Source organism: Gluconobacter sp. GP1 (genome assembly GCF_032913585.1).
Classification (GTDB): Bacteria; Pseudomonadota; Alphaproteobacteria; order Acetobacterales; family Acetobacteraceae; genus Gluconobacter; species Gluconobacter cerinus.
The window spans coordinates 27,344-35,140 of the sequence record NZ_JASGXC010000008.1; the positions used below are offsets into that span (position 1 = coordinate 27,344).

The following is a 7,797-nucleotide window of genomic DNA, read 5'->3' on the forward strand; positions in this document are numbered from 1 at the left end:
AGCCGCGTCAGACCTCTGGTGTCCATGTGTCGCGATACAGGCGCAGCCAGTTCTGTCCGAGAATTTTCTCGATTAGCCCTGTGGACCACCCACGGCGCATCATGGCGTCTGTCAGGTTGGGTGTTTCTGGGATGCTGGCAAAGCCCGATGGCTTGCGGATCGTGGTACGGCCAAATTCTGTCAGCTGACGCCCATATCCCTTGTCCCGGTTCGCCCAGAGCAGCCAAGGGCCAGGACGGGGATGTCCTGTACTGAAATCGGTACCCATCGCAATGTGGTCTTCACCCACGATGTTCAGGACATGGGTCATGGCATCCAGATAATCATCGATTGTCGCGTCATTCCCCGCACGTAATCCGGGAGAGAACAGGCTGACACCCACGATGCCGCCTTTTTCGGCGCAGGCTCGGAACAGATAATCTGGCTTGTTGCGTTTCACATCCCGAAGCGCGCGTGGCAGCACATGTGAAATACAGACCGGGCGTCGGGAGTGCTCAATCACGTCGGCGGACGTCAGGTCGCCTACATGACTCAGATCGCACAGCACGCCATGACGGTTCATTTCATGGAGAACCTCGCGTCCGAAGCCTGTCAGGCCACTGTCACGCTCTTCAAGATAGCCAGCCCCTGAATAGTTCTGGGTGTTGTAGGTCAACTGCATGGTATTGACGCCCAGCAGTTTGAAAAGCCGTACATAATCCAGACGGTCTTCCAATGGGGACGTGTTCTGCCAGCCGATACTGATCCCTGTGCGATTGGTGCGTTTGGCGGTCTCGATATCCGCGACGGAGCGGATTGGGATGATCAGATCTGCATTTTCAGCAAAGTGCCGCTCCCAGGTTCGGACATACGCCATGCCCTCACTGAAGTTCTCCCACAGCAGGGACGCAGCATTGACAACGGTCAGGCCGCCGGCACGCATCTGTTCAAAGATTTCGCGGCTCCAGGCACAGGTCTGAAGGCCATCAATCACGATGCTGCGTTGGTGCAGCTGAAAGGAATCCTCGGTCATGCGTTACTCTTCACCTTTGTGGATGTGCCGTTGACAATCTGTTCGGGGTGCCATTCATCCCCAAGGAGTTCTGGTCGGTCGAACTCACGGAAAATATTCAGCCAGTCCTGGCTGTTTTCGCGCAGGAAAGATGCTGCGACACCATGGACCAGCCTTTGAACAGCCTCATCCATCGCGGGTGCGCCACTCGTGAGCTTGCCATGGCTCAGCACAGAGGCAAAGCACAGACAATAAATCCGGGATAACGGCTCTTTGTCACTGTCTTCGCGTGCAACGAACGAAAAATCCGGTGCCAGATACGGAGATTGGCCGAGAGATTTACTCTCTTCTCCGGCTGGAGGCGTATAATGATCGTCCCAGAGGCTGATCTTGGACGCAAATGAGGAAAGTTCTGGTCGAGATGTAACGTCACAGGAAAAACCGGTCGCAAAAATCAGAAAATCCAGCTCCGTTTCACCATGAGGCGTTGTGACGGTTAACGCAGATGCTGTTTCTTCGACCGAGAGCAGGGGGGCATTCACATGCAGTCTTGCATTCTTGTGCCTGAAAACCCGGCGCGTACTGTCGCGTGGGGGAGGGACTGGCGCATCAAGCCCAAGGCGCATCATCTCCCATTTTACTGCGTCTGGCAGGCCAACATATCCCATGACCAGCCCATCACTGCTGATCCCGGTGAACTTGTCCACACTTGGGAGGGCTTCGCGACGGACGAAAAGGTCAACGCCAGCAGCGCCAGCCTCCAGAGCGCTCGCAGCGTTGTCCATTGCAGAGGCGCCTGCTCCTACGACCCCAACACGCTTTCCAGCAAGCGCTGTGAAATCGATCATATCGGCGGAGTGGGCGCAGAACCGGGAGGAGATCCCACTGGCAACAGAAGGAAGGGATGGGGCGCCCAGTCCGTCTATTCCTGTTGCCAGTATAACGCGTCGGGCCAAAACTGGAGTGCTTTCTCCTCGCACTGTAACCCTGATGAGCCCATCGTCCTGCGGGGCAATATCTGTGACGTCCATTCCGTTACGAACTGGTAGATCCAGAATGCGTCGATACCAGATGAGGTAATCCATCCACTGTGCGCGTGGAATTTTGTTTAGGCGTTCCCACGCCGCGTTACCGAACTGCGCTTCAAACCAGGCGCGAAACGTCAGGCTGGGAATGCCCAAAGCCGGACCGCAGGCAGATTTCGCTGTACGGAGTGTAACCATGCGGCCGTAGGTGACCCAGGGGCCTTCTGTGCCTTCAGGAGCGCGATCAAGGCAGATGACTGAACTGATGCCACGAAGCCGCAGAGCCGCAGTCGCCGCGAGCCCGATCATGCCTGCGCCGACCACCACCACGTCATAGGTTGGTTCAGGCGCATCATGGAGTGGAAGAACCCATGGTTTTGCCGGGAGGTTCAGATAATCCAGATCGCGGTGAATACGGGCTTCAAGGTCCTGAAGATCGAGCGCTGGCGCTGGTGTGGTGGCCTCAATTCCTTTTGGCATCTGGTGCTCCTGGCTCGGTCTGAAAAAGGCGTGTGTGAAGTTTTTCGAGCGCTTCGGGTGGGTGCCGGATAAAATCTGGCAAAAGGGTACGCGCTGTGATTTCGATCTGTTCGATGAAGCGAAGAATGCCGCTGTCAGCTGCCGAAAACGCCGGTGTCAACACACTCCACGCCCAGGGAATATGTTCCACAATAGGCCGCACGACCGTACCGCCAATGGGAATGCCGTAGGCTGTTACAGGCTCTACAATGGCTACTCCCAGTTCTTCACGGGCACTCATGACAGCATTGAGGGATGTATTGGTTTCTATCCTGGTGAACGAGCTGTTCCCGGATGCCTGAAGAGCTGCGTCGATCGTGCGTCGCAGCCGAAAGGGATTTCCTACGGTCAGAACCTGCTGGGTATGCAGTTGACGAAGAGAAAGGCTGTCGGATTGGGCAAGAGGGTGATCCTCATGCAGAACGGCCACACAGGATGCTTCTCCAATCCAGTGAATGTGCAGATTGGTATCGTCGATGGGCAGGGTCGCCAGACCGACATCAACACTGCCATCCGTCACGGAGCGGACGACCTCATCGGCTGGCATGCCTTTGAAAGACATTGAAATGTCTGAACTGCATTGCATCAGACCGGAGATGGCCCGGGGAACAAGACCGCCAGAGAGTGCAGATGTGGCGCCGCATGTAATCCGGCGATGGTTTCCACCTGCAGCGATTTGTCTGGCTTTCTCCTCAATGTTCTTCAGTCCGATGAAGGAGCGCTTGACCTCATCATAAAGGAGCCGTGCTTCCTGCGTAGCATGCAGCCGCGTCCCGTTCCGCTCGAAAAGGGTAAAGCCAAGTGCTTTTTCCAGTTCCATAATGAGACGGCTGACAGCAGACTGCGTGCGCCCGAGATGACGTGCCGCGCCTGTCATGCTGCCGATCGAAAAGACAGCATGAAAGGCTTCGATCTGACGTCCTGTAATCATGGTTTCAAAATCCGAGGGTGATTGATGTTACCGCTGCAAATCCACCCCCGAGATAATAGCTGGGTGCAGTGCCTGCGATGGACGTCCCATAAATACCTTTTGTGGTCTTGGCATTTGTCCGAACCGTATAGGCGCTGGACAGGTAGTTGCTATCACCGAGGTTCACAAGATTCAGCTGGATCGTCGGGCGATGGATGAAGTGGTAAGTCTTCATGCGGTACCCCAGCGTCATATTGGCCGTCTTGTAAGCGGGGATACTCTCATCATTCATAAACGTTGAGTATTGTGAATCAACGTAATTGAAGAATACGTTGCCGAAAAACTGACCGTCATCATAAGATATGCCTGCAGATGCCGAAAATTTCGGTGTCAGAATTGCACTCTTCCCTTTGGTTGGGAGAAGATCGTTTCCAACAGCAAGGTTGTTGTCGATCGTTGCATGGAGATACTGCCCCGAAACGTATGGGCTCAAATGATGCCAGGGACGAAGGGAAATCTCGACCTGCGCTCCGCGCGTCGTTTGGCCGCCTGCATTGATGAGGTTTGTCGTCAATGCGCCATCAGCATAAACGGATGTCGAAATCTGCCGGTTTGTGAAATTGTAGTTGAAGAAGCCAATGGAGGCATTGATAAGACCAATATGACGATATCCAATTTCTTCGGAAATGGAGTATTCATTCTTGAGGTCAGTTTTTCCAGCCGTCGATATCTTTCCGGTCGAGACACTGAAAGCGTCATAATACGGTACGTCTGACATCGGTGCGTGGAAATTTGTTACCGCGTCGATGAAAATCTGATTGTTTTTGTCAATCTTGTAGCTGGCCTCGAAACGCGGCAGCGGAACTGCGCTATTTGTTCCCCAACGATAGGTCGCACCTGGAATGTTGTTTGTTCCGGATCGTGCCAGAAGCACAGCTTTGAACCCAGCGGTCAGATCAAGCCGATGATTCAGTAGAGACAACCCGTCCTCAATGAAGAAGCCATTGACCTGCTGCATCATGTGGAAATTCTTGGTCGCCAGGATGGAGCCGTTTTGAGTGCGGATATTATTATTGATGATGTCACCTGCCGCACTGACAGGAGAGTAATCGTAGAGGGAGTTTTTGGTCAGATTGCTGTACCAGTAACCAACCTTGAGAGTATTTACGCCTGTCTTCAGCGTGAAATGACCTGAGAAGCCCGTATTGAAGCTGTTGGAGCCTGCAATTGCTGCGGCCACAGCTTTCCCGTTATAGAGCGTAGGGAAGCTGACGGTTCCCGCAGACTGGTTGCCAAGATACAGGCTTCCAGGTGTCAGGGTCGTCCCACTTGGGACCGACCCGCTCATCCACTGATAGTAGGGGGCGATATCAGCCGTCAGACCTTTTGCAAGCGTAAAGTGGCTTGGAGCGCTGATCATCATTGAAGAGCGCTTATATTGATAGAGTCGGTAATAGGTTGTGCTGCCTGGGGTATATTCGCCAGAATAATTGTAGGATTTTCCGTACTGCTTCCATTGCGCAAGAGACAGATATCGTGTTGGGGATTCGTCAATCGTATTCCAGGTAAAGACTGCTGAGGCTCGATTGTCTGCGCCCCATTCTTTTACCGCTTTGGAATCGACATGGTAGCGACGGTTCGTTCCTGGCCCGCGCCAGTTATTGTTGCGGGTATACGAACCAGACATGAATGCCCGGACACCGGAATGGCCGATTTCTCCACTATCCAGACGCAAAAAATCCTTGTTCGTCGCATGCGTTCCGCCTGAAAGCGATAACAGTGCGCCGGCTTTGTGACTGGGGTCCAGCAACGTTTCGGTAATCTGGCCGCCACCTGCATTATAGACAGGAGCGGCAATGTCGCTGCTTCCCTGCGCCAGATCGACACGACCAATATTTTCCGTGTCTGCCCATTCGGACGTATCAGCGATCCCATAAATGGGATCGCCCGCAGGCATTCCTTCAAACACCAGACCGATCTCTGTCTGGTCCAGACCACGAACGGTAATGCTCGTATGGTCCGCGAGACCCAGAGGATCAGAATTGGCCACAACAGCCCCTGGGGACATCTGAAGCAGGTTAAGTGTGTTCGTGGTCGGGGACTGCTTCGCAATATAGTCTCGTGTAACCCCGCTCTGCATGCGTGGAACTGTTTGAACCGGCATGAGGCCTCCGCCGGGTGTCGTATTGGTCACACCTCCGGAGAGCGTCTCTGTTCTGACATGAATTTCTTCCGCTTTGCTGACCGGGGCAGCCTCATGGGTTGTGGCCGCCTTCTTTGGTGTGCGGGAAGGAATTGGCTGTCTATGCATGACGTCATGATCGGACGATTGCTCATCTGCAGCCTGAGCAGTGCCCCCTAATGTCAACAGAATGAGGGTCAGAAGTGCTGGAAACTCACGAGATGCGGACATGGCGGGATCCGGACGAAAAGGTTGGAGGAAACAGGCCCATTCGCATTTTGGCTGTACTCATTAATAACTTTATTAATGAGTACATTTCCATAAGCTACTCAGTGAGTCGTATATTATGTTATCGCATGACGCAACGAGATTAATGATCTAAACTCATTCTTATTCACGATCACTCTTTCATATTGTCAATGTAAGGAACAAAAATGACCGACGAGCAGCCATCGAATGTGGGGACGATCCAGGTTTTTTATGGAATCTCGTCGCCTTGGGCTTATCTTGGGATGCCAAAGCTGCGTGAAATTGCTCGGTCGGAAGGCGTATCACTTGTGCTGCGACCAATTCGGATCATCCAGAGTAATGGCGGAATCCCTTTGCGGGAGCGCCCCACTGCCCGACAGAATTATCATGTGGTTGAATTGACCCGCTGGCGGAAGTTTCTGGATATTCCTCTTAATCTGAAACCGAAATATTATCCCTGCAGAACTATAGAGTATGCGGCTTGTCTTGTTATTGCCGCGGGTCTCAAAGGCTATGACGATGTCGCTTTGTCATGGGCGATTCAATCCGCATTATGGGCCCATGATCAGGATATTGCGGATACGAATACGCTTGAGGGTATTGTTGAAAAAGTACTCCATTGCGACACCAAAGAGCTCTTAGTCTTTTCCCAAACGCCAGAAGTATACGCTGTATGGAAAAAAAACCTGTCTGACGCAGAACAGCTTGGTATCTTTGGTACTCCTACCTACGTCGTCGGAAACGAACTGTTTTGGGGGCAAGACAGGCTGGACTTTGTGCAACGGAAAATTCGTGGGGGACTATGACTATTATTTTCCTTCGTATCTGCCGTTACCTTCCCAACGCACTCTGGAAACTGTGTTTGAGCGGAGAACTCATAAGCCACGGTAGGCCTGTTCTCACGACAAAAGCATTCTCTAGATAATATGGCTTAAGTCTTCCTGGCAGAGTATATTTCGCGAACAATATTGTTCGTGAATACAAACCAATAATAAAATATTAACCCGGCAGAGGTCCGCCGGGTTAACGTCAAACGTCAGCGCAGCCCACCGGAGGCAATGAGTGTTTCGCCTGTCAGCCAGCGCGCATCATCAGAGGCGAGGAACACGGCAAGTGGAGCAATGTCCTGAACCTGGCCGCTACGTCCCAGTGGTGTTTGTGAAATAATGAGCTGTTCCATTTCGGAACCCACAACATTAGCAGTTTTGGTGCCTTCTGTTTCAATCAGGCCAGGATTGATAGCGTTGACCCGAATATTTCTCGGCCCCAGCTCACGCGCGAGAGAACCTGTAATGGCGTCAACGGCTCCCTTTGTTCCCGTATAGACCGCAGAATTTGGTGGCGTAATACGAGATACAACGGAGCTGATATTGATAACGCTACCGCCATCATCAAGGTGTTTGGCGGCGGCCTGGGTCGTCAGTAAAGTGCCAAGCACATTGACATTAAAGAGACGATGGAAATGGTCTTCGGTGATCTCGTCGATCGAAGCAAATTCGTAAACCCCGGAATTATTGACGAGAATATCCAAGCGCCCGAATTGACTGATCGCCGCATCCACGATGGCCTGCGCATCGGATTTACGAGAAACATCTCCCTGAACAGCGACGGCCTGACCGCCATTGGTCGCAATGGCTGAGACGACGGCGTCCGCTCCGGATTTGCTGGAGGCGTAATTGACGACGACAGCAGCCCCCGCTTCGGCAAGTGCCTTGGCGATACCAGCCCCAATTCCTTTGGAGGCGCCGGTTACGATTGCAACTTTTCCGGAAAGTTTGCTCATGGATATGTGCCTGTCTGTATGGGCCAGAACGCACATGCGTACTTTATGCCCGGTTGATAGAGAGCAACGGATTTAAATGTGGAGTAATCGCTCCAACATAAGGCATATAAGGTTTGGATCTCTGGTTTCAAGGATTTA

The 7,797-nt window shown here is 52.7% G+C and carries 6 protein-coding genes; 1 reads left to right on the top strand and 5 read right to left on the bottom strand.

Annotated features, from left to right (window positions below; translation table 11 throughout):
• Window positions 1–7: 7 nt before the first annotated feature.
• The 4 genes from R5H23_RS14570 to R5H23_RS14585 are packed head-to-tail and all read right to left on the bottom strand — an operon-like array spanning window position 8 to window position 5,858.
• A complete protein-coding gene (locus R5H23_RS14570; RefSeq protein WP_015075081.1) occupies window positions 8–1,012 on the bottom strand; it encodes a membrane dipeptidase in 1,005 nt (334 codons plus the stop codon).
• Window positions 1,009–2,496: an NAD(P)-binding domain-containing protein gene (locus R5H23_RS14575; RefSeq protein WP_015075080.1), complete on the bottom strand. Its 1,488-nt coding sequence runs from the start codon at window positions 2,494–2,496 to the stop codon at window positions 1,009–1,011. The genes R5H23_RS14570 and R5H23_RS14575 overlap by 4 nt, the downstream gene beginning before the upstream one ends.
• Window positions 2,480–3,466 (bottom strand): LysR family transcriptional regulator, encoded by a 987-nt coding sequence (locus R5H23_RS14580; protein ID WP_015075079.1) that lies wholly within the window; start codon window positions 3,464–3,466, stop codon window positions 2,480–2,482. Before R5H23_RS14580 ends, R5H23_RS14575 begins: the two co-directional genes overlap by 17 nt.
• Window positions 3,467–3,470: 4 nt before the next feature.
• Entirely contained in the window at window positions 3,471–5,858 is a 2,388-nt protein-coding gene (locus tag R5H23_RS14585) for a TonB-dependent receptor (RefSeq protein ID WP_015075078.1), read from the bottom strand.
• 203 nt (window positions 5,859–6,061) lie between these two features.
• Here R5H23_RS14585 and R5H23_RS14590 point away from each other — a divergent pair, with 203 nt between their 5' ends.
• Window positions 6,062–6,682, top strand: coding sequence for a 2-hydroxychromene-2-carboxylate isomerase (locus tag R5H23_RS14590; RefSeq protein ID WP_015075077.1), 621 nt, complete (start codon window positions 6,062–6,064; stop codon window positions 6,680–6,682).
• Between the two features lie 230 nt (window positions 6,683–6,912).
• Here the strand turns inward: R5H23_RS14590 and R5H23_RS14595 are convergent, their stop codons facing one another.
• The gene (locus R5H23_RS14595; protein ID WP_211501681.1) at window positions 6,913–7,659 is read right to left on the bottom strand and encodes a glucose 1-dehydrogenase; all 747 of its coding nucleotides are present in this window, start codon (window positions 7,657–7,659) and stop codon (window positions 6,913–6,915) included.
• Between the last annotated feature and the right edge of the window lie 138 nt (window positions 7,660–7,797).

Bases quoted from the DNA above. Each gene is read 5' to 3' on its own strand.
- R5H23_RS14570 (WP_015075081.1), bottom strand. From the start codon at position 1,012: ATGACCGAGGATTCCTTTCAGCTGCACCAACGCAGCATCGTGATTGAT.
- R5H23_RS14575 (WP_015075080.1), bottom strand. From the start codon at position 2,496: ATGCCAAAAGGAATTGAGGCCACCACACCAGCGCCAGCGCTCGATCTT.
- R5H23_RS14580 (WP_015075079.1), bottom strand. From the start codon at position 3,466: ATGATTACAGGACGTCAGATCGAAGCCTTTCATGCTGTCTTTTCGATC.
- R5H23_RS14585 (WP_015075078.1), bottom strand. From the start codon at position 5,858: ATGTCCGCATCTCGTGAGTTTCCAGCACTTCTGACCCTCATTCTGTTG.
- R5H23_RS14590 (WP_015075077.1), top strand. From the start codon at position 6,062: ATGACCGACGAGCAGCCATCGAATGTGGGGACGATCCAGGTTTTTTAT.
- R5H23_RS14595 (WP_211501681.1), bottom strand. From the start codon at position 7,659: ATGAGCAAACTTTCCGGAAAAGTTGCAATCGTAACCGGCGCCTCCAAA.